Origin of the sequence: Streptomyces sp. NPDC002130, from assembly GCF_040296465.1 — a bacterium.
Lineage (GTDB): Bacteria > Actinomycetota > Actinomycetes > Streptomycetales > Streptomycetaceae > Streptomyces.
Genome location: NZ_JBEOXI010000049.1, coordinates 1 through 24,898, shown reverse-complemented (window position 1 = coordinate 24,898; position 24,898 = coordinate 1). Strand labels below are relative to the sequence as shown.

Genomic DNA, 24,898 nt, shown 5'->3' with positions numbered 1-24,898 from the left:
ACCGCCCCGCACCAATCCCGGCTTTACCTCTTGACGCCCCAGGGCGCGTGGAGCACATTGACGGCACTTTGAGAGCGCTCTCAAGCCGTTCTCGTCCCGTCTCCCATCCGAGAGGCATCCCCACATGAGCGACACCACCGGCACCTCCCCCAGACGGCGTCCGCTGCGGCGGGCGTTCGTCGCCGTGGTCAGCACCCTCGGGCTCGCGGCGGCCGCCTCCGCGGTCGCCACCCCGTCCGCGAACGCGTCCGCGCCGCCGCCCCCGTCGGGCTGGACACAGCTGTTCGTGGACGACTTCAACGGCGCCGCCGGCTCCGGCGTCAACACCTCGAACTGGCAGTACGCGACCGGCAAGGGCTACCCGGGCGGCCCCGCCAACTGGGGGACCGGCGAGATCGAGACGATGACGAACAGCACGGACAACGTCTCGCTCGACGGCAACGGCAACCTGCGCATCACGCCCCGGCGGGACGCCGCGGGCAACTGGACCTCCGGCCGGATCGAGACCAACCGCACCGACTTCCAGCCCCCCGCCGGCGGCAAGCTCCGTGTCGAGTCGCGCATCCAGGTGCCGAACGTCACCGGCGCCGCCGCCAAGGGCTACTGGCCGGCGTTCTGGATGCTGGGCGCCCCCTACCGCGGCGACTACTGGAACTGGCCGGCGGTCGGCGAGCTGGACATCATGGAGAACACCCAGGGCATGAACACCGTGTTCGCCACGATGCACTGCGGCACCTCCCCGGGCGGCCCCTGCAACGAGACCAGCGGCATCGGCGGCTCGACCACCTGCCAGGGCACGTCCTGCCAGTCCGGCTTCCACACGTACCGGATGGAGTGGGACCGCTCGACGAGCGTCGAGGAGATCCGCTTCTACCTCGACGGCGTCAACTACCACACCGTGCGCGCCAACCAGGTCGACGCGACGACCTGGAAGAACGCAACCGACCACGGCTTCTTCGTCATCCTGAACGTCGCGATGGGCGGCGGCTTCCCGGACGCCTTCGGCGGTGGCCCGGACGCCGGGACGCAGCCGGGTCACGCGATGGCCGTCGACTACGTGCAGGTGCTGTCGTCCGGCGGCGGCACCACGCCTCCCCCGGCCGGCGGCCGCGACGCCTACGGCACCATCCAGGCCGAGTCCTACGACGGCCAGTCCGGCGTGATCACCGAGACGACGTCCGACTCCGGCGGCGGCCGGAACGTCGGCGCGCTGGCCAACGGCGACTGGCTGCACTTCAAGGGCGTCGACTTCGGCTCCTCGGCGGCCCGGCAGTTCAGCGCCCGGGTCGCGAGCGGGGCGGCGGGCGGCGTCAGCGGGCTGGTCGAGGTGCGGCTGGACAGCAGGAGCAGCGCGCCCGTCGGGAGCTTCGCGGTCGGCAACACCGGGGGCTGGCAGTCGTGGCGGACCGTCCCGGCCAACATCGGCGCCGTGACGGGCACGCACGACGTGTATCTGACCTTCACCAGCGGTCAGCCGGCCGACTTCGTGAACGTCAACTGGTTCACCTTCGGACACTGACGGCATGGGAGAAGGGGCTCCACGCGCGCGTGGAGCCCCTTTTCGCCGCCCTCAGCGCAACTCCGCCCGAAACGCCGCCGGGGTCTGCTCCGTGTGCTGGTGGAAGAACTTGGAGAAGTTCGCGGCGTCGGGGAAGCCGACCGCCACGCCGACCCGGCCGATCGGCAGTTCGGTATGGGCGAGGAGCCGCTTGGCCTCCAGGACCACCCGCTTGTCGATGAAGGCCTTGGGGGTCTCCCCGGTCGCGGCGCGCACGGCACGGACCAGCGTGCGGCGGGAGTAGCCGAGCGCGTCGGCGTAGGCGCTGACGCTGTGGTTGGTGGCGAAGTCCCGCTCCACGGCGTCCCGGAAGAGGGTGAACGTCGAGTCGGACCGCTGCCGCCGAGCCTCGGCCGAACTCGCCGCGAGGTGGGCGAGCCGGAGCAGGAACGCCGTCAGCGTGTGGCGCAGGACGGCGGTGTGCAGGCTCAGCGGGAGCGTGGCCGTGTCCTCGTACTCGCGCCGCAGCTGCGTCAGCGCGGCCTGCAGGGCGGCGAGTTGGGGCGGGTCGGGGTGCAGCAGCGGCGGCAGGTCGTAGCGGTAGAGGCCGGTGGCCTCGACGGTCGAGCGGGGCAGGAAGCCGGGCTGCATGGTCAGCACGGTTCCGCGGTACTCGCTGCTGGGCGAGAAGCGGTGGACCTGCCCCGGGCGGATCCACAGCAGGTCCCCGGCCGCGGCCTCGTGCTCGGTGAAGTCGACCATGTGCCGGACCGGGCCCGCGCCGAAGAGCAGGACGATGTGGAAGTCGATGCGGTGTACGCGCTCCAGCGGAACGCCGGACGGCCAGGTGTCGCCCATCGGGGCGACCTGCATGCCGACGCCGCCGACGCTGAGCTCGACCGGGAAGGGGAACGTATCGATCCCGTCGCCGCCTTGGATGGTTCTGTCCACAATGTCCACCAAGTACCCCTCGTCCCGCCCCGTGTCGTGCCCTGTTGCCGGTGGGTGTCCCACTTTCACCACAGGCTGGCACACGGCGACCTTCCGACTTAAAAGTCAGACTTTTAATTTTGAACAGGTCAGACCAGCACCTCCCACCGATCGAGGACTTCTTGAAGATGAGCACGCAGACAGCGGACAGCTTCGAATGGACCGAACTCGACCGGCGTGCCGTCGACACCGCCCGTCTGCTGGCGGCGGATGCCGTCCAGCGGGTCGGCAACGGCCACCCCGGTACGGCGATGAGTCTGGCGCCGGCCGCCTACACGATCTTTCAGAAGGTGATGCGGCACGACCCCGCCGATCCCGAGTGGACCGGCCGTGACCGCTTCGTCCTCTCCCCGGGCCACACCTCGCTGACCCTGTACACACAGCTCTACCTCGCGGGCTACGAGCTGGAGCTGGACGACCTCAAGGCGTTCCGCACGCACGGCTCCAAGACGCCCGGTCACCCCGAGTACGGGCACACCGCCGGCGTGGAGACCACCACCGGCCCGCTGGGCCAGGGCGTCGCGAACGCCGTCGGCATGGCGATGGCCGCCCGCTACGAGCGCGGCCTGTTCGACCCGGACGCCCCCGAGGGCGACTCCCCCTTCGACCACACGATCTGGGCGATAGTCTCCGACGGCGACCTCCAGGAGGGCGTCTCCGCCGAGGCCTCGTCGCTCGCCGGCCACCAGAAGCTCGGCAACCTGGTCTTCCTCTACGACGACAACCACATCTCCATCGAGGGCGACACCGCCACCGCGTTCTCCGAGGACGTGCTGAAGCGCTACGAGGCCTACGGCTGGCACGTGCAGCGGATCCAGCCGCAGGAGGACGGCGATGTCGACGTGCACGCGCTGTACACGGCGCTGAGTGCGGCTCGGGCCGAGACGGAGCGCCCCTCGATCATCGCGATGCGCACGATCATCGCCTGGCCCGCCCCGAACGCGCGCAACACCGAGGCCTCCCACGGCTCGGCTCTCGGCGAGGACGAGGTCGCGGCCACCAAGCGCCTCCTCGGCTTCGCCCCTGAGCGGTCGTTCGAGGTGGCCGACGAGGTGCTGGCCCACACCCGTCGGGCCCTGGACCTGGGCGCAGAGGCGCACACCGCCTGGGACAAGCGGATCGCCGCCTGGCGGAGCGAGAACCCGCAGCGGGCCGCCACGTTCGACCGGGTCAGCAAGGGCGAGCTGCCCGAGGGCTGGGAGGACGCGCTGCCGGTGTTCGAGCCGGGCAAGGCCGTCGCCACCCGTGCCGCCTCCGGCAAGGTCCTGCAGGCGCTCGGCCCGGTCGTCCCCGAGTTGTGGGGCGGCTCGGCCGACCTCGCCGGCTCCAACAACACCACCATCGACAAGGCCAGCTCGTTCCTCCCCGAGGGCAACCCGCTGCCGGAGGCCGACCCCTACGGCCGCACCGTGCACTTCGGCATCCGCGAGTTCTCCATGGCCGCGGAGATGAACGGCATCGCCCTGCACGGCAACACCCGCGTCTACGGCGGCACCTTCCTGGTCTTCTCCGACTACATGCGCAACGCGGTGCGGATGTCGGCCCTTATGCAGCTGCCGGTGACGTACGTGTGGACGCACGACTCCATCGGCCTGGGCGAGGACGGCCCGACCCACCAGCCGGTCGAGCACCTGGCCGCACTGCGGGCGATCCCGGGCCTGAACGTCGTGCGCCCGGCCGACGCCAACGAGACCGCCGTCGTCTGGGCCGAGATCCTCAAGCGGCACGGCACCGCCCCGGCCCCGCACGGCCTCGCGCTCACCCGCCAGGGCGTGCCCACCTACGAGCCGGACCCGGCCGCGGCACGCGGCGGTTACGTGCGGTTCGAGGCGGAGGGCGGCACGCCCCAGGTGATCCTGATCGCCACGGGTTCCGAGGTGCACGTCGCCGCCGGGGCGCGCGAGCTCCTCCAGGCCGCCGGCGTGCCCACCCGGGTGGTGTCGATGCCGTCCGTGGAGTGGTTCGAGGAGCAGCCGCGTTCCTACCGCGAGAGCGTCCTGCCGCCGTCCGTGAAGGCCCGGGTCGCCGTCGAGGCCGGGATCGGCCTGACCTGGCACCGGTTCGTGGGGGACGCCGGACGCATCGTCTCCCTGGAACACTTCGGTGCCTCCGCCGACGCGAAGACCCTGTTCGCCGAGTACGGCTTCACCCCCGAGAACGCCGTCGCCGCCGCGCGGGAATCCCTCACCGCCGCCCGCGGCTGAACCGACCGCCCGAAAGAAGATGATCACTGTGTCCGAAGCGACCGCGAACGCGGGAGCACTCGAGCGCCTGTCCGACGAGGGCGTGTCGATCTGGCTCGACGACCTGTCGCGCCGGCGGATCGAGTCCGGCAACCTGGCCGAGCTCGTCGCCACGAGGAACGTCGTCGGCGTCACCACCAACCCGTCCATCTTCCAGGCCGCCATCGGCTCCGGCGCGGGCTACGAGGAGCAGCTCGCCGACCTGGCGGTGCGCGGTGTGACGGTCGACGAGGCCGTCCGGATGATGACGACCGCCGATGTCCGGGCCGCCGCCGACGTCCTGCGCCCCGTGTACGACGCGACCGGGGGCCGGGACGGCCGGGTCTCCATCGAGGTCGACCCGCGGCTGGCCCACGACACGCGGGCGACCGTCGCCGAGGCCCGGCAGCTGGCCTGGCTGGTGGACCGCCCCAACGTGATGATCAAGATCCCGGCGACGCGGGCGGGCCTGCCCGCGATCATGGAAGTCATCGGGGCGGGTATCAGTGTCAATGTGACGCTGATCTTCTCGCTGGAGCGGTACCGCGAGGTGATGGACGCCTATCTCGCGGGGCTGGAGAAGGCGCAGGCCGCCGGCCTCGACCTGTCCGCGATTCACTCGGTCGCCTCGTTCTTCGTCTCCCGTGTGGACGCCGAGATCGACAAGCGGCTGACGCTGCTGGGCACACAGGAGGCCCTCGCCCTGAAGGGCCGGGCCGCCCTGGCCAACGCGCGGCTCGCCTACGAGGCGTACGAGCAGGTCTTCGCCGGGGCACGCTGGCAGGCGCTGGGCGGGGCCCGTGCGAACCGGCAGCGCCCCCTTTGGGCCTCCACCGGTGTGAAGGACCCGGCCTACAAGGACACCCTGTACGTGGACGAGCTGGTCGCCCCGGGCACGGTCAACACCATGCCGGAGGCCACGCTGAACGCCGTCGCCGACCGCGGCGAGATCCAGGGCGACACCGTCTCCGGCGGTTACGCCCAGGCTCGCGCGGACCTGGCGGCCGTCGAACGGCTGGGCATTGCATACGACGAGGTGGTGCGGCAACTGGAGGACGAGGGCGTGGCCAAGTTCGAGGTGGCCTGGCAGGAGCTGCTGGACGCGGTCACCAAGTCCTTGAACAGCAAGGGAGTTGACGCGGAATGAGCGAGGGCATCGAGGGCATCCCCCAGACGGCCGAACAGGAGACCAAGGGGACCAAGGAGGAGAAGGAGGCCCTGGCCGCCCAGGAGGCGGCGGGGGTCGAGCAGAGCGGAGTGAGCGGTCACGCCCCCCGCACGGAGCACGCCGACACCCACTTCGAGAACCCCCTGCGCGACGCACGCGACCGCCGTCTGCCGAGGATCGCGGGGCCCTCCGGGCTCGTCATCTTCGGCGTCACCGGAGACCTGTCCCGCAAGAAGCTGATGCCGGCGGTGTACGACCTGGCCAACCGCGGCCTGCTGCCGCCGGGCTTCTCCCTGGTGGGCTTCGCCCGCCGGGACTGGGAGGACCAAGACTTCGCGCAGGTGGTGCACGACGCGGTGCGCGAGCACGCCCGGACCCCGTTCCGCGAGGAGGTCTGGCAGCAGCTCGCCGAGGGCATGCGGTTCATCCCGGGCGACTTCGACGACGACACGGCGTTCAAGCAGCTGCGCTCCGCCGTCGAGGAGCTGGACGCCTCCCGGGGCACCAGCGGCAACTACGCCTTCTACCTCTCGGTGCCGCCGAAGTTCTTCCCGAAGGTCGTCCAGCAGCTGAAGAAGCACAAGCTGGCGAGCGCCCCCGAGGGCTCCTGGCGCCGCGCGGTCATCGAGAAGCCGTTCGGGCACGACCTGACATCGGCCGAGGAGCTCAACCGCATCGTGCACGACGTGTTCGATCCGGAGCAGGTCTTCCGCATCGACCACTACCTCGGCAAGGAGACCGTCCAGAACCTCCTGGCGCTGCGCTTCGCCAACCAGATGTTCGAGCCGATCTGGAACCGGTCGTACGTCGACCACGTGCAGATCACCATGGCCGAGGACATCGGCATCGGCGGCCGGGCCGGGTACTACGACGGCATCGGCGCCGCCCGTGACGTCATCCAGAACCACCTGCTCCAGCTGATGGCGCTCACCGCGATGGAGGAACCGGCCGCCTTCGACGCCCCCTCGCTGCTCACCGAGAAGCTGAAGGTCCTCAAGGCCGTGCGGCTCCCGCAGGACTTGGGGGCGAACACCGTGCGCGGGCAGTACGCGGCGGCCTGGCAGGGAGGCGCGAAGGTACGCGGCTATCTGGAGGAGGACGGCATCGACGCCACCTCCACGACCGACACCTACGCCGCGATCAGGCTCCAGGTGGACAACCGCCGCTGGGCCGGCGTCCCGTTCTACCTGCGCACCGGCAAGCGCCTCGGCCGCCGGGTGACGGAGATCGCGGTGGTCTTCCAGCGGGCGCCGCACTCCCCCTTCGACTCCACCGCCACCGAGGAGCTGGGCTCCAACGCGATCGTCATCCGCGTCCAGCCGGACGAGGGCATGACGGTCCGCTTCGGCTCGAAGGTGCCCGGGACGTCGATGGAGATCCGGGACGTCACGATGGACTTCGCCTACGGCGAGTCGTTCACCGAATCGAGCCCCGAGGCGTACGAACGGCTGATCCTTGACGTGCTCCTGGGCGACGCCAACCTGTTCCCCCGTCACCAGGAAGTGGAAGAGTCCTGGAAGATCCTCGACCCGATCGAGCAGTACTGGGCCACGCACGGCAGGCCCGCGCAGTACGCCTCGGGCAGCTGGGGACCCGAGGAAGCCGACGAGATGCTCGCACGAGACGGACGGAGCTGGCGCAGGCCATGAAGATCGACCTGACCGACACCACGGCAAGCAAGATCAACAAGGCGCTGGTGCAGGGCCGCCGCGCCATCGGCACACCCGCCGTGGGCATGGTCCTGACGATGGTGATCGTCACGGACGAGGAGAACGCCTACGACGCCATCAAGGCGGCCGAGGAGGCCTCGCACGAGCACCCCTCACGCACCCTGGTCGTCATCAAGCGGCACGCCCGCACCCCGCGCGACCGCCAGTCCTCCCGGCTGGACGCCGAGGTCCGGGTGGGCGCCGACGCCGGCACCGGCGAGACGGTGATCCTCAGGACCTACGGCGAGGTGTCCGACCACGCCGACTCGGTGGTGCTGCCGCTGCTGCTGCCGGACGCGCCGGTGGTGGTGTGGTGGCCGGTGGACGCCCCCGAGGTGCCCTCGAAGGACCCGCTCGGCGCGCTGGCCCAGCGGCGGATCACCGACCTGTACGCCGTCGAGAACCCGCTGGAGACGCTGCAGGCCCGGGTCCGCTCGTACGCCCCCGGTGACACCGACCTCGCCTGGACCCGGCTGACGCCCTGGCGTTCGATGCTCGCGGCGGCGCTGGACCAGGCCCGGGCGCGGATCGTCTCCGCGGCGGTGGAGGCCGAGGCCGAGAACCCGGCCGCCGAGCTGCTGGCCCGCTGGCTGGAGGCGCGGCTGCACGTCCGGGTCGACCGCGTGGTCACCGCCGGGCCGGTCGTGACGGCCGTGCGCCTGGGCACCGAGCACGGCGAGATCGTCATCGACCGCCCCGAGGGGCCGCTGGCCACGCTGACCCTGCCGGGCCAGCCGTCACGGACCCTCGCGTTGAAGGTCCGTGCGACCTCCGAACTGATCGCCGAGGAGCTGCGGCGCCTCGACGCGGACGAGATGTACGCCATCGCCCTGAACGGCGAGGCAACCGAGGAGACCCCTGCTCATGTCTGACTCCCCCTCCGACTCCCCCCGGCTCACCCGGCGCCCCGAGTGGACCGCCCTGGAGGACCACCGCACGGACGCCCTGCCGCAGCCGGACCTGCGTCAATTGTTCGCGGCGGACCCGGGGCGCGCCGAGCGCTACGTCGTGCACGTGGGCGACCTGCGCATCGACTACTCCAAGCACCTGGTCACCGACGAGACGCTGGCCCTGCTGCAGGAGCTGGCCGCCGCCACGGATGTCTTCGGGCTCCGGGACGCCATGTTCCGCGGCGAGCGGATCAACGTCACCGAGGACCGGGCCGTACTGCACACCGCGCTGCGCGCCCCGCGGGACGCGGTGATCGAGGTCGACGGCGAGAACGTCGTCCCGGGCGTGCACGCGGTGCTCGACAGGATGGCCGCGTTCGCCGATCGCGTCCGCTCCGGTGAGTGGACCGGTCACACCGGCAAGCGGATCCGCAACGTCGTCAACATCGGCATCGGCGGCTCCGACCTCGGCCCGGCGATGGCCTACGAGGCGCTGCGGCCGTTCACCGCGCGGGAGCTGACGTTCCGCTTCGTGTCGAACGTGGACGGCTCGGACCTGCACGAGGCGGTGCGCGACCTGGACCCGGCGGAGACGCTGTTCATCGTCGCGTCCAAGACCTTCACCACGATCGAGACGATCACCAACGCGACCTCGGCGCGCTCCTGGCTTCTGAACGGGCTGGGTGGCGACGAGAAGGCGGTGGCGAAGCACTTCGTGGCGCTGTCGACCAACGCGGAGAAGGTCGCCGGCTTCGGCATCGACGTCGACAACATGTTCGAGTTCTGGGACTGGGTCGGCGGTCGCTACTCGTACGACTCCGCGATCGGCCTGTCCCTGATGATCGCGATCGGCCCGGACCGCTTCCGGGAGATGCTCGACGGCTTCCGCATCGTCGACGAGCACTTCCGCAACGCCCCCGCCGGGGCCAACGCCCCGCTGCTGCTGGGCCTGCTGGGCATCTGGTACGGCAACTTCCACGACGCCCAGTCACACGCGGTGCTGCCCTACAGCCACTACCTGTCCAAGTTCACCGCCTACCTCCAGCAGCTCGACATGGAGTCCAACGGCAAGTCGGTGGACCGCGACGGGAACGCGGTGGAGTGGCAGACCGGTCCGGTGGTGTGGGGCACACCCGGCACCAACGGGCAGCACGCCTACTACCAGTTGATCCACCAGGGCACCAAGCTCATCCCGGCCGACCTGATCGGCTTCGCGCGGCCCGTCGCCGAGCTGAGCGACGAACTGAAGGCGCAGCACGACCTGCTGATGGCCAACCTGTTCGCGCAGGGCCAGGCCCTCGCCTTCGGCAAGACCGCCGAAGAGGTGCGCGCGGAGGGCGTGCCCGAGGAGCAGGTACCGCACCGCACCTTCCGGGGCAACCACCCCACCACGACGATCCTGGCCACCGAACTGACCCCGTCGGTCCTCGGCCAGCTGATCGCCCTCTACGAGCACAAGGTGTTCGTGCAGGGCGCCGTCTGGAACATCGACTCCTTCGACCAGTGGGGCGTCGAACTCGGCAAGGTGCTCGCCAAGCGCGTCGAGCCCGCCCTGACCGAGACGTTTGCATCAGCCGCTGACGCGGCGGGCTCCGTCCCCGGTCTCGACCCGTCCACGGCCGCCCTGGTGGCCGCCTACCGCAAACTTCGGGAAGTGAACTGACATGCAGATCGGTCTTGTGGGTCTCGGCAAGATGGGCGGCAACATGCGCGAGCGCCTGCGCAACGCCGGCCACACCGTCATCGGCTACGACACCAACCCGGACAAGTCCGACGTCGCCAGCCTGGCGGACCTCGTCAACCAACTGGAGGCGCCGCGCACGGTCTGGGTCATGGTCCCGGCCGGCGACCCCACCCAGCACGTCATCGACCGTCTGGCGGACCTCCTCAAGCCCTACGACACCGTGGTCGACGGCGGCAACTCCCGCTGGACGGACGACGAGAAGCACGCCGAGGAGCTGAGCAAGCGCGGCATCGGCTTCGTCGACGCCGGTGTCTCGGGTGGCGTGTGGGGCCTGAAGAACGGCTACGCCCTGATGGTCGGCGGCGAGAAGGAGTACGTCGACCGGCTCCGGCCGATCTTCGAGGCGCTGAAGCCGGAAGGCCCGTACGGCTTCGTCCACGCGGGCAAGGTGGGCGCCGGGCACTTCGCGAAGATGGTCCACAACGGCATCGAGTACGCCATGATGCAGGCCTACGCCGAGGGCTGGGAGCTGCTGGAGGCCGTGGACTCGGTCGACAACGTCCGCGAGGTGTTCCGCTCCTGGCAGGAGGGCACCGTCATCCGCTCCTGGCTGCTGGACCTCGCGGTCAACGCCCTCGACGAGGACGAGCACCTGGAGGGCCTGAGGGGTTACGCCCAGGACTCCGGCGAGGGGCGCTGGACCGTGGAGGCGGCGATCGACAACTCCGTGCCGCTGCCCGCGATCACGGCTTCCCTGTTCTCCCGGTTCGCCTCCCGGCAGGACGACTCGCCGCAGATGAAGATGATCGCGGCGCTGCGCAACCAGTTCGGCGGCCACGCCGTCGAGTCCGCGAAGAAGGCGTAGGGCGTGGGTGATCTGCTGCTGGTCCGCCACGGCGAGACGGAGTGGAGCCGGAGCGGACAGCACACCAGCTTCACCGACCTGCCCCTCACCCCGCACGGTGAGGAGCAGGCCACGTCGCTCGCCCCGCTCCTCGCGGACCGCTCCTTCGCGCTGGTCCTCACCAGCCCGCTCGGCCGCGCCGTGCGCACCGCCGAACTCGCGGGCCTGACCGGGACCGTGCAGGACACCGACCTGCACGAGTGGCACTACGGCGCCTACGAAGGCGTCACCACCGAGGAGATACACCGCACCCGCCCCGACTGGGACCTGTGGACCGACGGGGGCCCGCCCGGCCCCGACGGCGAGCCGGGCGAGTCCCCCGAGGAGGTCGGCGAGCGGGCCGACCGGGTGCTGGCCAGGGCGGAGAAGTCGCTGCCCGACGGTGACGTGATGCTGGTGGCGCACGGCCATTTCCTCCGCGTGCTGACCGCCCGCCGGCTGGGCCTGTCCCCGGCGGAGGGACGGCTGTTCCGGCTGGAGACCGGAACGGTCTGCCGGCTGTCGACCGAGCACGGCCGGCCCGTGATCGCGGAGTGGAACACCAGGGCGTAACCGGCCCCGGCCGGAGGTGAGTTGACAGCCTCCGGCCGGGCACGTCAGAGTCCCCGCTGATGGAGATCGACAACATGACACCCGCCGAGGAGCGGGTGTGGCGGGCCTTTCCGCGGGGGCAGGACGTGGACTTCCGGGGGCCGGCCGACGAGGACCCGGCGCGGGGCGCCGACTGGGGCCCCGAACGGACCGTACGGGCGGCCGTGGTACGGGCCCTGCTGCTGAGCGCGCCGCAGGAGGACGGGGAGACCGCCGCCCTCAGGCTGGCCGGCGCGCGGATCACCGGGGTGCTGAACCTCCAGTACGGCGACATCGACCACGCCGTGCGTCTCAGCGACTGCTGGTTCGAGGACGTACCCGTGCTGTACGCGGCGCGGCTGCGCCAGCTGAACCTGCGCGGCTCGGTCCTGCCCGGCCTGGACGCCGCCACCCTGCGCATGGACGGCGTGCTGCGCATGTCGGACTGCCAGTTCGACGGGCCCGTCCGGCTCGGCGGGGCGCAGATCTCCGGCGCGCTGTTCATGGACGGAGCCGCCATCGGCGAACCGCCGCACGGTCAGCCGGCGCTCCAGCTCAACCACGTGAGCGTCGGGGACGGCCTCTCGGCGCCGGGCCTGCGCACGGGCGGCGAGGTGCGGCTCACGGGCGCGTCCGTCGCCGGCACCGTCGACCTCAACGCGGCGCGGCTCACGGCCGGAGTCGGCGCGATCGCCCTCGACGCGGAGACGCTCACGGTCGAGGGCGACGCCCTGCTGCGCGAAGCGGACGTGCTGGGCTGGATCGGCCTGCGCGGCGCCCGGATCGCGGGGCGCCTGGACCTGTCGCACGCACGGCTCGCGAACCCGGGGGACGCGGCGCTGCGGGCCAGCAGCTGCACCATCGGGGAGCTCTGGCTGCGCAAGGGCCCCCGCCCGGAAGGCACCCTCAATCTGCGCCGCGCCCAGATCGACGTGCTGTTCCTGGAGCCTGAGGTGGTTCCCGACGAGGTCCTGCTCAACAGTCTCGTCTACACCTCCCTCACCCCGCACGAACCCGCCGAGCGGCGCCTGGAGATGCTGGAGCGGGACGGGGAGGGCTATGTCCCGCACGCCTACGAGCAGTTGACCGCCGCCTACCGCAGGACCGGCGACGACCCGGCCGCCCGCCTCGTCCAGCTCGCCAAGCAGCGCCGCAGGCGCGCCACCCTGCCCTGGTACGGCCGGCTGTGGGGCCACGTGCAGGACGCCACCGTCGGCTACGGCTTCCGCCCCCTGCGGGCCGCGGGCTGGCTGGTGTCGCTGCTGATGGCCGGCTCCCTCGTCTACGCGCTGCACCACCCGGCGCCGCTGAAGCCGGAGGAGGCACCGCAGTTCAACCCGGTCTTCTACACCCTCGACCTGCTGCTGCCGGTGATCTCCTTCGGACAGGAGGCCGCGTTCGCCCCCACCGACGGCTACCAGTGGCTCTCCTACGCCCTCGTGCTCACCGGCTGGATCCTCGCCACCACCGTCGTCACCGGCATCACCCGGACCGTCAGCCGCCAGTGAGCGCCCGCGCCGTGTGCTGCGCGGCCAGCCGCACCGGGGCATTGGCGGCTCCGTAGCCCCGGTAGCCGCCGTCACGCTGGACCAGTTCGAAGAAGACCCGTCCGACGGTGCGGGTGTAGCAGTGGCGGAAGACGCCGTGAGCGTCCCGGTCGTAGAGGATGCCCAGGTCCCGGTAGGTATCCAGCTCGCCGTCGGCGAACTCGAAGCGGGCGGCGAGGTCGTCGTGGTAGCTCGCGGGGACCGGCAGCAGACTGCCTCCCGCTTCCCGGAAGCGGCGGGCCGCGGCGACCACGTCGTCGGTGACCAGGGCGATGTGCTGGGCGTGGACGGTGTCGTCGGTGGGCGCGGCGCCGACGGTGAGGGCGATCCGGACACTGCCGTCGGCGTTGGTGACGGCGCGACTGCGCATCAGGCCGTACGGGTCGGCGACGTCCACGCTCTCCTGGGCGTCCAGACCGAGCACCCCGCGGTGGAAGAGGGCCGCTTCGTCGAAGTGGTGCCAGGGCTGGGTGAGGGCGAGGTGGTCGATGCCCCGGATGCCCGCCCGGTCCGAGGGCAGGCCCGTGTCGGCGAAGTCGGCCCGCCAGTCGGGCAGGTCCGGGCGGCCGGTGGCACAGAAGAACAGCTCCGTGCCGTCGGGGGCGGCGACCGCGTCCAAGGGGGCGTCCCCGGGTGCCCGGCGGCGGGGCAGGACGGGAGCCAGCAGCGCCTCGGCACGCCGGGCCGCTCCGGCCGGGTCCGGTGACTCCAGCCCGATCGCGGCGAGCCGGGTGCCGTCGCGGCGGGCGGGCGGCCCGGTGTTGACGAGGATCCGGGCGTCCCCCTGCTCCCACAGGACGACGGGCTTGCCGCGGTGCCGTGCGGTGCGGGTGAAGCCCAGGGCCCCGAGCAGGCCGGCCAGGGGTTCGGCGTCGGGCGTGACCAGCTCGGCGAAGGCGACGCCGGTGGGGACGACGGGGCCGGGCAGGGGCGCCTCGCCCACCGCCTCCTGGAGGAGCAGCAGGGAGCGCCGGGCGTCGACGGCGGTCGGTCCGGCCTCGGCCTGCCGGAACACGTCGTTGAACACCTCCAGGGACAGCGGGCCGTCGTAGCCGGTGGCCAGCACGTGCCGTACCAGTCCCGCGACGTCGAAGCCTCCCTGGCCGGGGAAGCAGCGGTAGTGGCGGCTCCACTGCAGGACGTCCATCGCGAGCAGCGGGGCGTCGGCGAGCTGGAGGAAGAAGATCTTCTCGCCGGGGATGGCCGCGATGCCTTTGGTGTCGGTGCCGCGCGACAGGATGTGGAAGCTGTCCAGGCAGGTGCCGAGCGCCGGGTGCCCGGCCGTCTCGACGATGCGCCACGCGTGGTCGTAGGTGCTGACGTGCCGCCCCCAGGCGAGGGCCTCGTAGGCCACCCGGACACCGGACTCCCGTGCCAGGTCGGCGAGCCGGCTCAGCTGCTCGGCGGCCAGGGCGTCGTCGTCCACCGCCTGCGGGGAGACGCTGGAGCAGACGAGGACCGTGCCGGCGCCGAGCCGGCGCATCAGCTCGAACTTGTGCCGGGCCCGCCGCAGGTTGCGGGCGAACTCGGCCCCGGGGACGGCCTCGATGTCCCGCATCGGCTGGTAGAGGTCGATGCGCAGCCCGAGGTCGGCGCAGCGGGCGCGGACGTCCTCGGGGGTGAGGGGGCTGGCCAGCAGGTCGTTCTCGAAGATCTCCACCCCGTCGAAGCCGGCCCGGGCGGCGGCGTCGAGTTTCTCGGTGAGGGAGCCGCTGAGGGAGACGGTGGCGATGGACGTACGCAACGGCGGTACCTCTCTCTAGTTCGAAGCCCCGACGGCCCCGGCCAGTTCGGTCAGGTCCGCCAACATCCGCGCGGCGTCGGGTTCCCGGCCGGTGAACAGGCGGAACGCGTCGGCGGCCTGGAAGGCGGCCATGCCACCGCCGTCGAGGGTGGCGCAGCCCAGGGCGCGGGCGGTGCGCAGCAGCTCGGTCTCCAGGGGCCGGTAGACCACCTCGGCGACCCACAGACCGGAGTGGAGCAGCTCGGCGGGCAGGGGCAGACCGGGATGGGCCGCCATGCCGGTGGGCGTGGCGTGGACGATGCCGTCGGCGTGCGCGAGCAGCTCGGTCTGCCGGTCCGGGGCCGCGGCGGCCGCGCGTCCCTCCCCGAAAACTCGGTTCAGCGAACCGGCCAGGGCGGCGGCCCGCTCGGGCAGGGGGTCGACGAGCGTGACGCGCTCGGCGCCGAGGGTGAGCGTGGCGTGGGCGACGGCCGCGCCCGCGCCGCCGGCGCCCAGCTGCACGACCCGTTCCAGCGGCGCGTCGGGCAGCCCGCGCGCGAAGGAGGCGGCGAAGCCGGTGACGTCCGTGTTGTGGCCTGTCGCGCGGCCTTCCTCGAAGACGACGGTGTTGACCGCGCCCAGCGCCTCGGCCTGCGGGGCGAGCGCGTCCAGGTGCTCGACGACGAGCTGCTTGCAGGGGTGCGTGATGTTGAGCCCGTCGAAGCCCAGGTCGCGGGCGGCCCGCACCAGGTCCCCGACCGCCTCGGGCGGCGTGCCGAGGGTGTCGATGTCGATCAGCCGGTAGACCAGGCGCAGGCCCTGCCGGTCGGCCTCCCGCTCGTGCAGCGCCGGACTGAGCGACGGGCCGATGCCGGAACCGATCAGCCCGACGAGATACGACCTGTTGGGCACGCGCGCCTCCTGAAGGGCTCACTAATGTACGAACCAGTACGTTAGCTATAGCAGCCGGAGACGAGCTCGGGAAGACCCCGCGGCAGGGCGGGCCCCTGCTTCTAGAATCACCGGCACCGGCCCCTCCGCCCTAAGGAACCTGATGACCAGCGTCGAAGAACCGGCACGGCCTGGCGAGCGCATCCGTGACGCGGCCCGCACCCGGGCCGAGATCCTCGACGTCGCCACGCAGGAGTTCGCGCGCGCCGGCTACGACGGGGCCCGGGTGGACGAGATCGCCGCCCGCACCCGCACCACCAAGCGGATGATCTACTACTACTTCGGCGGCAAGGAACAGCTGTTCACGGCCGTGCTGGAGCGCGCGTACGGCGTGATCCGGGAGGCCGAGCAGCAGCTCGACGTCGACCATCTGGACCCGGTGGCGGCCATCCGGCGTCTGGCGGAGCTGACGTTCGACCACCACGAGCAGCACCCCGACTTCATCCGCCTGGTCAGCATCGAGAACATCCACGAGGCGCACCACATCGCGGCCTCCGAGAAGCTCGGGAAGATCGGCTCCCCCGCCCTGGACGTGATCCGCCGGATCCTCGCGTCGGGCCAGGAGTCGGGCCTGTTCACGGCGGACGTCGACGCCGTCGACCTACACGCGATGATCTCCTCGTTCTGCTTCTTCCGGGTCTCCAACCGGCACACCTTCGGCGCCCTGTTCGGCCGCGACCTGCTCGACCGCGGGCAGCGCGCGCACTACCGCGCCATGCTCGGCGACATGGTGATCGCCTACCTGACGGCGGAGCGGACGGCGGACTGAACGCCCGGAGCGCGACCTCTTGACACCGGCGGCGCTCGGGCGCAGCATCCTGGCCATCCCCAGTAACTATCCAGTGGGTTAATTAGCCGCGATCCGGCACGTCCCCCTCTGCTCGCCGTTCTTCTCACTCCGCCTGTGGTGGAGCACCCCAAGGAGCCGCCGTGTCCGTCCCCGCCATGCCCGAAGGATCCGCCGCCCCGCCCGGTCAGCCCAGGAAAGCCGCGACCGCCGCCTGGATCGGCAGTGCCCTGGAGTACTACGACTTCTTCATCTACGGCAGCGCCGCGGCGCTCATCTTCCCCGAGGTGTTCTTCGACGAGTCCGACCCGGCCACGGCGACCCTGCTGTCGCTGGCCACGTTCGGTGTCGCGTACGCGGCCCGTCCGGTCGGCGCGCTGGTGCTCGGGCACTTCGGTGACCGGGTCGGCCGTAAGAAGATCATGGTCTTCACTCTGATGCTGATGGGCCTGTCGACGTTCCTCATCGGCTGCCTGCCGACCCGGGACCAGGTCGGCGGACTCGCCCCGGCCCTGCTGGTGCTGTGCCGGGTGCTGCAGGGCATCTCGGCGGCCGGTGAGCAGGCCAGCGCCAACTCCATGACGCTGGAGCACGCGCCACCGGGCCGGCGCGGCTTCTTCACCAGCTTCACCCTCAGCGGCACCCAGGGCGGCCAGCTGCTGGCCACGCTGGTCTTCATTCCGGTCGCCGCGATGCCCGAGGACCAGTTGCTGTCGTGGGGCTGGCGGCTGCCGTTCTGGCTGAGCGTCGCGGTCGCCGTCGTCGGCTGGGTCATCCGCCGCAAGCTGGACGAGACACCGGCCTTCGCCCGGCAGGCCGCGCGGGAGGGAGTCGTGAAGCTGCCCCTGGCCGTGCTGGCGCGTGAGCACTGGGCGGATGTACTGCGGGTGATCGCGGGCGCGCTGGTCGCCTCGGTCAGCACGATCTTCACGGTGTGGGCGCTGGCGTACGCCACGAGCGACGCGGTCGGCATGTCGCGTACGGCGATGCTGTGGGTGGGCGCCCTGGCCAATGTCGTCGCGCTCGCCGCGATCCCGCTGTGGGCGACGCTGTCCGACCGGATCGGGCGCCGGCCGGTGTTCCTGATCGGCGCGGCCGGCAGCGGCGTGACGATGTTCCTGTACCTGTGGGCGGTCTCCACGGGCTCCTATCCGCTGACCTTGGTGACGGGCGTCATCTGCTTCGGCGTGGTCTACAGCGCCGCGAACGGCGTGTGGCCCGCCTTCTACGGCGAGATGTTCGCGACACGTGTCCGGCTGTCCGGCGTGGCCATCGGCACTCAGATCGGGTTCGCGGCGGCCGGGTTCGCGGTGACGTTCGCGGCGCGGATCGCGGGACCGGGCGGCGACGACTGGTCGGCGGTGGCGCTGTTCACGGCGGCACTGTGCGTGCCGCCCGTGATCGCGGCGGTGTCGGCGCGGGAGACCCACCGGGTTCCCACGGAGTCGCTGGGGGAACGCGCCGAACCCGGGGCTGTGCGGGCGGAGAAGGTGACGGCCTGAGGACGGGTGCGGGTGCCTGTGCGGGTGCGTGGGGGCTGGTCGCGCAGTTCCCCGCGCCCCTGAGGAGCCCTGCCCCGGGCCTCGATGCGTGTGGCCACAGGACGCCGAGCGAGCCCTCCGTCCCAGAGCCCCCGCTCACGTGTTCCCGCGCGATCATGAACCGTTCCTGCACCACGATCGGGGTCTGAGGCGGCCCGGGCGGGGTATGCCGGATCTCATCTCGACCAGCGCGACGGGAGACGAGCCATGGCACAGCTGCGACAAGAGGTCGATCCGGGTGAGGCAGGGCTGGATCCGCAGGTGCTGGGCCGCCTGGACCGGACCTTCGCCCGGCTGGTCGACGAGGGGCGTCTGCCGGGCTTCCTCGTGTCCGTCGCCCGGGCCGGACGCATCGCCCACCTCACGACACACGGCCTGCGCGACATCGCGGCCGGGCTGCCGGTCGAGCCCGACACGCTGTGGCGGGTCTACTCCATGACGAAGCCGGTCACCGCGGTCGCCGCGCTGCTGCTGGTGGAGGAGGGCCGGCTCTCGCTGGACGACCCGGTCGCCGACCACCTGCCTGCCTTCGCCGAGCCGCGGGTCTACGTCGGCGGCAAAGGGGCGGACGTCGAGACCCGCCCGGCCGACGGCCCGATACTCGTCCGGCATCTGATGACCCACACCTCGGGTCTGACCTTCGGCTTCTACCACACCCACCCCGTGGACGCCCTGTACCGCGAGGCCGGCCTGGAGTCGTCGGTGCCGCCGGGCGCGGATCTGGCCGAGACCATCGAGGTGTACGCGCGTCTGCCGCTGCAGTTCGAGCCGGGCACCGAGTGGAACTACTCGGTGGCCAGCAACGTCCTGGGCCGGATCATCGAGGTCGTGTCCGGGCAGCCGCTCGACGTGTTCTGCGCGGAGCGGATCTTCGGGCCGCTCGGCATGACGGACGCGGGCTTCCACGTCACGGACGCACAGGCGCCCCGGCTGTCGGAGATGTACGGGGAGAAGGAGGGCGGCGGCATCGAGCCCATCGCGGGGCTGCCGCTGCGCGGCCGGCCGCGGTTCCTGTCGGGCAGCGGCGGCATGGTGTGCTCGGCCCACGACTACCACCGCTTCATGGAACTGCTGCGCCGCCGGGGCGAACTCGACGGCGTGCGGCTGCTGGACCCGCGGACCGTGGACCTGATGACCCGCAACCACCTGCCCGGCGGCGCCGACCTGCGGGCCTTCGGCAGCCGCCCCGCCCATGACGAACCCGGCAACGAGGGGCTCGGCTTCGGCCTCAACTGCTCCGTGGTGATCGACCCGTCCCGCACCCTTGTCCCGTCCGGGCTCGGCGCCTTCGGCTGGAGCGGCGTGGCCACGACGACGTTCTGGGTCGATCCGGGCCGCGACCTGACGGTGCAGTTCATGACGCAGGTGCGGCCCAGGACCTCCCACACGGTCTTCAAGGACCTCAAGCGGCTCATCCACGAGGCCCTGTCGGATTGATGATCGCTACCGGTCGACGCGCAGGGTGTACTCCACTCCGTCCCGGGCGAGTTCACGCAGCCACTGCTCGGACCGGGCGGCCGTCTCCGCGGCGCGGTTCAGGCCGGGCGGCAGGGAGCCGTCCAGGACGTGGCGGACTCCGAGGGCGAGGGTCCGCGAGACGCAGCGGGCCATCGCGCTCTCCGCGGCGTCGCCCACCAGGTCGAGGAGGTAACCGCCCTTCCACGTGCGCCCCGACTCGGCGCGCACGTCCAGCGACACGGCCAGGACCACCCGGTCGCGGTCGTCGTCCGTGGTGGGGTACGTGGCGGCCAGCTCCCGGGCCAGCGCGGCGATCCGGGCGTCGTCGCCGGTGCGCAGCTCCTCGAAGACACCGTCCCAAGCGCGCAGCCAGCCCTCCAGACGCAGGGTGCCGCGGACGAACGTGCGCGGTGTCCAGGCGTCCGGCAGCCCGTACTGCGCGACGAACGGGACGCTGTCGCGGTTGGGGTAGACCTCGAAGGTCTCCCCGTCGACGACATGCCGACGGGTCGCCTCCCAGGGCCGCTCGGCGACCGTCTCCGCGCCGCCCTCGAGGTAACGGGCCGGGGAGCGCAGGGCGCCCAGGACACCCGCGGGGGCCCAGCTGAAGCGGTACGTGAAGTCGTTCGGGACGGCGGGGACACCGCCGCAGTAGGACGTGAAGGTGTACGAGGCGGGCGTCTCGCCTCCGATGGCCTCCCGGGCCCGGGCGACCAGGGCGTGGGCGAACAGGTGGTCGATGCCCGGGTCGAGCCCTGCCTCGGTGAGGACGACCAGCCCGGCCTTCCCGGCGGCGGGCACCTGCTCCAGCACCGCCTCCGACACATAGCTGGAGCACGCGAAGTGCGCCCCCTGCCGTACGCACTCCGCGAGGAGCGGGGCGTGTTCCGGCGCGGGCAGCATCGACACGACGACATCGCCCGGGGCGAGTTCGGCGGCGAGCGCGGACAGCGTGTAGGCGCGGGGCTCGGCCCGCCCGGTGAGACCCAGCCCGCCGAGGGCGTCGGCGGCGCGGCTCTCGGTGCGGTGCCAGAGCCGTACCCGCTCGGCGGTGTCGCACAGCGCGGCGAGGCCGCTGCCCGTGGACAGGCCGGCGCCGATCCAGTGGACGGTGCCGCTCGCCGGTGCCGGTTCAGTGGTCAAGGGAGTCCCCCTTGTCGAGGCCGTGGGCGCGGGAGGCGTCACGGAACCGGTCCAGGCAGCGCCCCCAGGGCCCGGAGACGCCGAAGTCGAGCAGGTGGGGCAGCAGGGCGGCCGAGAAGTCGGTGCTGGACTCCAGCGGCAGCAGGGAAGGCAGGTTGTCGATGGCGATGAGGTCGAGCGGGGGTTCGTCGCGCAGTCGGCGCACGGGCTCGTCCCAGGAGGTGGTGTCGTCGTACACCGGCAGGACGTTGAGCGGGGAACCGACGTCGCAGGTCACGTCGCACAGGGTGCGCAGGCGGCGGTCGGGGGTGTCGAGGTCCTGGTCGCGCAGGAAGGGCGGGACAGGCGTGGTGGCGAGCACCGCGTTGACCATCACGTCGTGCCGCAGCAGGGCGGCGCGGTCGAGGTCGCGGGTCTCGGCGAGGTCCCAGCAGGTCGGGTCGGCGCCGGCGGTGGCGAAGGCCGCGCGGGCTCCGCGGCCGCTGCGGCCCAGGGCTCCGATGACGAGGCCGGCGAACCCGGCGTCGGCGACGTCCGGTCTCAGTGTCTCGTCCAGGTCTTCCTTGGTCGTCGGGGTCAGCGGTGCCCGCAGCCGGCCGCGGTGCCGGAGCACGGCGAGGGCTGCGCCCAGGTAGCCGGCCCAGAAACCGAAGGCGGCCAGGCGCCGTCCGGTGTCGTCCACCAGGTACTCCAGGTCGAACAGCGACCCGCCCCCGGCGGCGAACCGGCCCAGCAGGTCCGCCGCGCCCGGCTGGCCCTTGTAGGCGTGGCCGAAGAAGATGTGCCGGTGCGTCAGTCCGGCCGGATCGTCGGGCAGTTCCTTCAGGCCCAGCACGACGGCGTCCCGCGGCGCCGTCACCCAGGAGCCCGCGGGCGCGACCCGGCAGCCGGCCGCCTCGTACTCCTCGATCGGGAAGACCCGCTGCGGGGACTCCTCGACGGTCAGTTCCACTCCGTGCCCGACGAGCCGACGGGCGTCGTCGGGCACGATCGGAGTGCGTCGCTCGGTCGTGCGGGCCTCGTGGCGCAGCCACAAATGGAGCTCGGTCATACCAGGTGGGCCTCCGGCGTGAGGCGTCGGCCGCTGAGGGCCGACGCTTCTGGGGCGGACGTCCACGAAGCGTACGCGGCCCGCCCATGGGTCGCGCACGGATTCGCCCAGGTCACGTCGGGGAACCCGAACCGGCCGAGGCGGTCAGGAGGAGCTGACCACCGCGTCCAGGTGGGGCAGGTGATGGTCGAGGCGCTCCCGCTTGGTGCGCAGATAGGTGATGTTGTTCTCGCACGGCGGTATGAGCAGCGGCACCTGCTCGGCGACGGTGATGCCGTGGTCCACCAGCGCCTCGCGCTTGCGCGGGTTGTTCGACATCAGGCGCACGGACCGCACACCCAGGTCGTCCAGGATCCGGGCGGCGACACCGTAGTCGCGGGCGTCCACGGGCAGGCCGAGGGCGAGGTTGGCCTCGACGGTGTCCAGGCCCTCCGCCTGCAGGGCCATGGCGCGCAGCTTGGCGAGCAGGCCGATGCCCCGGCCTTCATGCCCTCTGAGGTAGACCACGACACCGGCGCCCTCCGCGACGACCGCGCGCAGGGCGGCGTCGAGCTGGTCACCGCACTCGCAGTGCTGGGAGCCGAAGGCGTCGCCGGTCAGGCACTCCGAGTGCAGTCGGATGAGGACGTCGTCCGTGCCGATCTCGCCGTAGACCAGCGCGACCTGTTCGTCGCCGCGGTCGTGGTCCATGTAGCCGATCGCCTGGAATTTCCCGTACACGGTGGGCAAGGGGGCATTCACGACGCGTTCCACGCCGGTCCGCTGCGGTGCCTTCTTGCCGAGTACGCCAATGTTGTCTGTCATGATTCTCGAGTTCCTAAGCAGAGACGAAAGGCCGTGACGATATGAGTGATCTGGTGCCGGCGGACACCACGGAAGACGTACGGACGCGAGCTGCCGGCGTCTCACGGCAGGTCGCGGTGCTTCCCGTGGGGAGCTTCGAACAGCACGGCGGGTATCTTCCGTTGGCGACCGACACGCTCGTCGCCTGTGCCGTCGCGCGGGAGATAGCCGGCGCGTATCCGGTGCACCTCCTTCCTCCGGTGACGATCTCGTGCTCGCACGAGCACGCGGCCTGGCCGGGGACCGTCAGCATCTCCTCGGTGACCCTTCATGCGGTGGTACGGGACATTGCGGCTTCGCTGCGCCGGTCCGGGGTCGACGCCCTGGTGGTGGTCAACGGGCACGGCGGCAACTACGTGCTGGGCAACGTGGTTCAGGAATCCTCCGCCCGCGGCGAGCGGATGGCGCTCTTCCCGGCCGCGGAGGACTGGGAGGTGGCGCGCGAGCGGGCGGGTGTGGTCACCTCGCTGCTCACCGACATGCACGCGGGGGAAATCGAGACCTCCATCCTTCTGCACGCTCATCCCGAAATGCTCCGACCCGGTTATGAGACCTCCGATTTCGTCGCTGACGACCGGCGTCATCTGCTCACCCTCGGCATGTCCGGCTATACCGATTCCGGTGTCATCGGCCGTCCTTCGCTGGGTTCGGCTGAAAAGGGGAAGGAACTCCTGGCGAGCCTTGCGGATTCCTTCGGGGCGTATTTCTCGATTCTGACCTCCGACGCGTAGTCACCCTGGGGCGCCGGGGCCTCGGGAGTCGCCCGGTCCCCGGCCCGCAGGCCCGCGTACCAGCGGGCGACGAGCACGATGAGTCCGGGCAGGCTCGCCACGAGGCTGAGCACGCCGTAGACGACCGCGACGGCGAGCCCCCGGCCCGCGCCCAGGCCCGCGGCGCCGAACGCCCAGGCGGTGACGCCCTCCCTGGGCCCCCAGCCGCCGACGTTCAGCGGCAGGCCCATCGCCAGCAGGGCGAGGACGGCGAGGGGCAGCAGGACGGCCACGGAGGCGGCGGTCCCGGCGACCCGGGCGGCGAGTACGAACATCGCGACGTAACCTGCCAGCACGACCACGGAGGAGACAACCACTCCGGGCCCGTTCTGTCGCGACAGCAGCCCTTCGCGGGCCTCGGTGAGGAACGCGCGCAGCTTACGGCCCCGGGGCGAGGGTGCCGCGCGGTTCATGCGCAGGGCGAGGACGACGGCGAGTGCGCCCAGGGCGGTCAGGGCCGCGAGCGGGGCGATGTTCCGGGCCTGGGCCAGCACCGGGGACGGCATGGTCAGCAGGACGACGGCCCCGGCGGCGAACAACGCGAGCTGCCCGGCGGTCCGTTCGAGGACGACGGCCTTCACGCCGCGCCGCAGGTCCCCCTCGCTCTGCCCGTGCCGCACGGCCCGGTGCACGTCACCGAGGATGCCGCCGGGCAGGGCAGCGTTCAGGAACAGCGCGCGGTAGTAGTCGGCGACGGCCGGCCCGAACGGCAGCCGGATCCTGAGCCCCCGGGCCACGATCGCCCACCGCCACGCGCTGCACACGGTGGTGACGAGCCCGATGCCGAGGGCGAGCAGCAGCGACACCCCGTCGATGCGCCGCAGTCCGTCCAGGAAGACACCGGTACCGAGGCGCCAGAACAGCACGCCCAGGATGGCGATTCCGGCGAGGGTACCGAGGTGCGTACGGACCCTTGGGGAGCCGAGGCGGGCCAGGGCCGTGCGGACCGGGCCGGGGGCCGACGTCCCGGTGCCGTCCGGATGGACGCCGTCCAGCGGACCGGCGTCGTCCGGGCCACGGGTGCCCTCGGTGCCTTCCAGTCCGGTGCCGTCCGGGCCGGTGCCGTCCGAGCCGGTGCCGTCCGGGCCGGTGCCGTCCGGGCTGTGACGAATCGTCGGGGCTTCCGCCGTCCTGATGGGGCCGGACGGGGCCGAGGCGGCGGGCTCGCTGCTGTCGCCCACGACCGGGCGCGACACGGCCGCGTCCGCCCGGGCCGTGTCCACCGGGCCGGAGGGCGCGGGCACACGGGTGCCGCCGGTGGCCGCGGACAACCGGGGGTGCTCGGTGAGCGTGGTGCGCGGGCGCGTTCCCGTCGCCTGCGGGCTCATGACGCTCCGCCCACCGGGCGGGACAGGGCCTCGGCGATCTTGGAGAGCGCGCGCCGGCTTTCGACCGATGCGCCGAGCTCCGCACGTTGCTTCTCATCCAGCCCGGTGAGCGACAAATGAT

General features: G+C 71.8%; 19 protein-coding genes and 1 pseudogene. 13 read left to right on the top strand and 7 right to left on the bottom strand.

Going from position 1 to position 24,898, the window contains the following annotated elements; all coding sequences use genetic code 11:
* Window positions 1–124: 124 nt before the first annotated feature.
* Window positions 125–1,519 (top strand): glycoside hydrolase family 16 protein, encoded by a 1,395-nt coding sequence (locus tag ABT116_RS12290; protein ID WP_351631436.1) that lies wholly within the window; start codon window positions 125–127, stop codon window positions 1,517–1,519.
* A 51-nt stretch (window positions 1,520–1,570) separates the two neighbouring features.
* Here the strand turns inward: ABT116_RS12290 and ABT116_RS12285 are convergent, their stop codons facing one another.
* Window positions 1,571–2,452 (bottom strand): helix-turn-helix domain-containing protein, encoded by an 882-nt coding sequence (locus ABT116_RS12285; protein WP_351631469.1) that lies wholly within the window; start codon window positions 2,450–2,452, stop codon window positions 1,571–1,573.
* A gap of 164 nt (window positions 2,453–2,616) precedes the next feature.
* On the opposite strand from ABT116_RS12285, the gene tkt reads away from it, so the two are divergent.
* The 8 genes from tkt to ABT116_RS12245 are packed head-to-tail and all read left to right on the top strand — an operon-like array spanning window position 2,617 to window position 13,143.
* Window positions 2,617–4,692 (top strand): transketolase, encoded by a 2,076-nt coding sequence (tkt, locus tag ABT116_RS12280; protein WP_351631434.1) that lies wholly within the window; start codon window positions 2,617–2,619, stop codon window positions 4,690–4,692.
* 19 nt (window positions 4,693–4,711) lie between these two features.
* On the top strand, window positions 4,712–5,857 hold the full coding sequence (gene tal / locus ABT116_RS12275) for a transaldolase (RefSeq protein ID WP_351631431.1): 1,146 nt from the start codon (window positions 4,712–4,714) through the stop codon (window positions 5,855–5,857).
* Window positions 5,854–7,527, top strand: coding sequence for a glucose-6-phosphate dehydrogenase (gene zwf / locus ABT116_RS12270; protein WP_351631428.1), 1,674 nt, complete (start codon window positions 5,854–5,856; stop codon window positions 7,525–7,527). Before tal ends, zwf begins: the two co-directional genes overlap by 4 nt.
* Window positions 7,524–8,459, top strand: a complete 936-nt coding sequence (gene opcA / locus ABT116_RS12265) for a glucose-6-phosphate dehydrogenase assembly protein OpcA (protein ID WP_351631426.1) — start codon at window positions 7,524–7,526, stop codon at window positions 8,457–8,459. The genes zwf and opcA overlap by 4 nt, the downstream gene beginning before the upstream one ends.
* Complete coding sequence (gene pgi / locus ABT116_RS12260; protein WP_351631424.1) at window positions 8,452–10,140, top strand: glucose-6-phosphate isomerase; 1,689 nt, start codon at window positions 8,452–8,454, stop codon at window positions 10,138–10,140. The genes opcA and pgi overlap by 8 nt, the downstream gene beginning before the upstream one ends.
* Window position 10,141: 1 nt before the next feature.
* Window positions 10,142–11,026 carry a phosphogluconate dehydrogenase (NAD(+)-dependent, decarboxylating) gene (gene gnd, locus ABT116_RS12255; RefSeq protein WP_351631421.1) on the top strand — a complete coding sequence of 295 codons (885 nt, stop codon included), beginning with the start codon at window positions 10,142–10,144 and terminating at the stop codon, window positions 11,024–11,026.
* 3 nt (window positions 11,027–11,029) lie between these two features.
* On the top strand, window positions 11,030–11,617 hold the full coding sequence (locus tag ABT116_RS12250) for a histidine phosphatase family protein (protein ID WP_351631419.1): 588 nt from the start codon (window positions 11,030–11,032) through the stop codon (window positions 11,615–11,617).
* Between the two features lie 59 nt (window positions 11,618–11,676).
* Window positions 11,677–13,143, top strand: a complete 1,467-nt coding sequence (locus tag ABT116_RS12245; protein WP_351631417.1) for a translocation/assembly module TamB domain-containing protein — start codon at window positions 11,677–11,679, stop codon at window positions 13,141–13,143.
* Here the strand turns inward: ABT116_RS12245 and ABT116_RS12240 are convergent.
* Window positions 13,130–14,926 (bottom strand): bifunctional sugar phosphate isomerase/epimerase/4-hydroxyphenylpyruvate dioxygenase family protein, encoded by a 1,797-nt coding sequence (locus ABT116_RS12240; RefSeq protein WP_351631414.1) that lies wholly within the window; start codon window positions 14,924–14,926, stop codon window positions 13,130–13,132. The two genes, ABT116_RS12245 and ABT116_RS12240, sit on opposite strands and share 14 nt — an antisense overlap.
* Before the next feature lie 15 nt (window positions 14,927–14,941).
* Window positions 14,942–15,817, bottom strand: coding sequence for a shikimate dehydrogenase (locus ABT116_RS12235; protein WP_351631412.1), 876 nt, complete (start codon window positions 15,815–15,817; stop codon window positions 14,942–14,944).
* Window positions 15,818–15,959: 142 nt separating this feature from the next.
* Between ABT116_RS12235 and ABT116_RS12230 the strand changes: the two genes are divergently transcribed.
* The 3 genes from ABT116_RS12230 to ABT116_RS12220 all read left to right on the top strand — a co-directional run bounded on the left by ABT116_RS12230 (window position 15,960) and on the right by ABT116_RS12220 (window position 19,621).
* Window positions 15,960–16,625, top strand: a complete 666-nt coding sequence (locus ABT116_RS12230; protein ID WP_351631410.1) for a TetR family transcriptional regulator — start codon at window positions 15,960–15,962, stop codon at window positions 16,623–16,625.
* 161 nt (window positions 16,626–16,786) lie between these two features.
* Window positions 16,787–18,145 (top strand): MFS transporter, encoded by a 1,359-nt coding sequence (locus ABT116_RS12225; RefSeq protein ID WP_351631408.1) that lies wholly within the window; start codon window positions 16,787–16,789, stop codon window positions 18,143–18,145.
* Between the two features lie 246 nt (window positions 18,146–18,391).
* On the top strand, window positions 18,392–19,621 hold the full coding sequence (locus ABT116_RS12220) for a serine hydrolase domain-containing protein (RefSeq protein WP_351631406.1): 1,230 nt from the start codon (window positions 18,392–18,394) through the stop codon (window positions 19,619–19,621).
* A 6-nt stretch (window positions 19,622–19,627) separates the two neighbouring features.
* On the opposite strand, the gene ABT116_RS12215 is transcribed toward ABT116_RS12220, so the two are convergent.
* The 3 genes from ABT116_RS12215 to ribA form a co-directional block, all read right to left on the bottom strand.
* A complete protein-coding gene (locus ABT116_RS12215; protein WP_351631403.1) occupies window positions 19,628–20,785 on the bottom strand; it encodes a saccharopine dehydrogenase family protein in 1,158 nt (385 codons plus the stop codon).
* Window positions 20,775–21,836 (bottom strand): saccharopine dehydrogenase, encoded by a 1,062-nt coding sequence (locus ABT116_RS12210; RefSeq protein WP_351631401.1) that lies wholly within the window; start codon window positions 21,834–21,836, stop codon window positions 20,775–20,777. The genes ABT116_RS12215 and ABT116_RS12210 overlap by 11 nt, the downstream gene beginning before the upstream one ends.
* Window positions 21,837–21,980: 144 nt before the next feature.
* Window positions 21,981–22,640: a GTP cyclohydrolase II gene (ribA, locus tag ABT116_RS12205; protein WP_351631398.1), complete on the bottom strand. Its 660-nt coding sequence runs from the start codon at window positions 22,638–22,640 to the stop codon at window positions 21,981–21,983.
* Between the two features lie 41 nt (window positions 22,641–22,681).
* On the opposite strand from ribA, the gene ABT116_RS12200 reads away from it, so the two are divergent.
* Window positions 22,682–23,410, top strand: a complete 729-nt coding sequence (locus ABT116_RS12200; protein ID WP_351631395.1) for a creatininase family protein — start codon at window positions 22,682–22,684, stop codon at window positions 23,408–23,410.
* A gap of 146 nt (window positions 23,411–23,556) precedes the next feature.
* On the opposite strand, the pseudogene ABT116_RS12195 reads toward ABT116_RS12200, so the two are convergent.
* Window positions 23,557–24,777 (bottom strand): annotated as a pseudogene (locus tag ABT116_RS12195) (lysylphosphatidylglycerol synthase transmembrane domain-containing protein); the annotation flags it as partial.
* Window positions 24,778–24,898: the final 121 nt, after the last annotated feature.